The 2443-nt window shown below is 62.0% G+C and carries 1 protein-coding gene and 1 pseudogene; both read left to right on the top strand.

The annotated features are described in order from the left end of the window. A partial coding sequence (locus AC1DY5_RS51375; protein ID WP_478121974.1) for a caspase family protein occupies positions 1-1390 on the top strand: 1390 nt, incomplete at its 5' end. 140 nt (positions 1391-1530) lie between these two features. After that, a pseudogene (locus AC1DY5_RS51370) lies at positions 1531-2443 on the top strand (hypothetical protein); the annotation flags it as partial.

Here is a 2443-nt window from a genome sequence, read left to right as displayed (position 1 = left end):
GCTCTACCTCATCTACTACGCCCTTGAGGATCGCCGCAAGACGCCGATCCTGGGTCTGGAAGAGTCCCTGCGGAGCGACGCTGACCTCAAAAAGCTGCTGGGCTTGGACGGTGGCGCAGGAGATGGCGAAGTGGTGTGGTCGGTGACCCCCGGAGACACCGGTCGCTCCGCGAGCACCTCCACGTCGCACGGTGGGTTCGACGATGACGCCCCGACCATGAACAGTGTCCTGCGTCGCGTTCTGGGCAATGATGACGCGGACACGATTGTCGAATACGGTGGCGCTCGCGACGTGGGTGCCGGAAGACCGTGGGTTCAGGAGTACGACCTGCCGCCGGAACTGGCGGCTTTGCGGGTGACGCAAACGTTGCCGGCGGCACCGGCAGTGGCGTCAACCAGCCCAGCGCTCCTCCCATCCGCCGCACTGTCTGCCAGTGCCTACCCGACGACCAGCGTTTCGGGGCAGCGGATGGCGTTGTGCGTTGGCATCGATAGCTACCCAGGGCCCAATGCGTTGGCGGGCTGCGTTGCGGATGCAAATGCTTGGGCCGACGCCCTCAAACATCTCGGCTTCGACACGACCATGCTGATCAACGGAGACGCGAAACGTGCGGCGATCGACGCCCAGCTTCGCGAACTGATCAGCCGCAGCCGTGCCGGCGACGTGATCGTGTTTCAGTACGCCGGCCACGGTACCTTCATGCCGGATCTCGACGGCGATGAAGATGATGGCAATGACGAGGCCATCTGTCCTGTCGACTTTGAGTCCGGCGCCCTCTACATCGACGACGACATTTCTATGGTCTTGGCGGGCTTGCCCGAGGGCGTCAATCTGACCATCTTCATGGATTGTTGCCACTCGGGAACAAACACCCGCTTTGCCATGGGCGCGCCGCAGCGCGGTGCTGCACCGAAGCTTGACGAGCGCAGGCGATTTTTGATTCCCACCCCCGAGGTGATCCAAGCCCATATCGCTTTCCGCAAGCGTTTGGTTGACGACGGGGCGACCCGAGCTGTCAGTAGCAGGGCCATGCGGGTGGTGAAGTTTGCTGCGTGCCAGGATCACGAAGTCGCTTGGGAGAGCCAGGGCCACGGAGAATTCACGGTACGGGCCACCCGGGCGCTTGCACAAGGCATTGACGCGTTGACGAACCAGCAATTCATTGAGCACGTCATTACCAGCTTTGGGGCCAATCCGCGGCAGCATCCGATGCTCGACGGTATCAAGGACACCGGCGCATGGGGGCTGCTGTCGCCGCGCGGCGCGGTGCCGAAGGCGATCCGCCAGAGCGGTGAACCAGCGTCGGCCGGCGACACGGAGCTTTTGCGCACGATCGCTTGCCTSGGCGAGGCTGTCACAACACTTGCCACACGCCAGGCTGCGCTATGACGGCGCCAGTCGATCGCGGGGCTGCCACGACGACGGAATCAGTCTCAGCGCAGGCGCAAAGCCGAGATTCGACGCAGGCAGTGGCTACCTCGGCGAAGGGAGGCCAAGCCGCGCCAAGGCCGGGCGAAGGGATCCGCTTCTTGATTGGCGAGGCCGTTCGCCGCCAGCCCGTATCGCCGTATCAGCGGACGGATGACGATCCGCTCTACCGCCCACTTCGCATCTACACGAGGGATCCTGCGGTACCTAAGCTCGACGGGGCAACCGCGACGATCAATGTGTCCTTCGAACCGCTCGAGCCTGGACCTATTGGTGCCCTCTTCGCCGTGGATGGCAGCAATGGGCAGCCTGACCACCCCTATCGAATGGCGGATCTCGACGACCATGCTGTACTGATCGGCAATGGCTACAAGCCTTCGCCATCGGATCCACGCTTCCATCAGCAGATGGTCTATGCGGTCTGCAGCAACGTCTACTCGGCGTTCAGAAAGGCGTTGGGTCGCAATCTCGCCTGGGGATTCGGGAATGAAAGCGCGCCTGCAAAGCTCGTTCTTCGGGTGCATGACAGCGAGATGCGCAATGCCTACTACACAAAGGAGCGCACCAAGGGTGAGATTCGCTTCGGGTACTTTGAAGCTGACAAGGACAGTTCCGACAAGGGAGCGCTTCCGGGTGGCTTCGTGTTTACGTCCTTGTCACACGACATCATTGCGCATGAGGTGACTCATGCGCTGCTGGATGGGCTGCGCTCGCATTTTGGTGTGCCCACCGGCCCTGACGTGATTGCGTTTCATGAGGCCTTCGCGGACCTGGTCGCGATCTTTCAGCATTTCAGTTACCGCGAGGTCCTGCTGACCGCAATTGACCGTTGCAAGGGCAAGCTCGAAGACGCCGGCCTTCTGACACAGCTCGCCCAGCAGTTTGGTCACACCACGGGACAGCATGGCCCGTTGCGCAGCGCGATCGAAGCAGATACGTCGAAGCCGCTGATGTACGAGCCGACCCGCGAGTCGCATGAATTGGGCTCTGTATTGGTGAGCGCGGTCTTTGAAG

The sequence above is a fragment of the Variovorax sp. P4_D9 genome (genome assembly GCF_056401695.1).
This window is presented reverse-complemented; position numbering and strand designations above follow the sequence as displayed.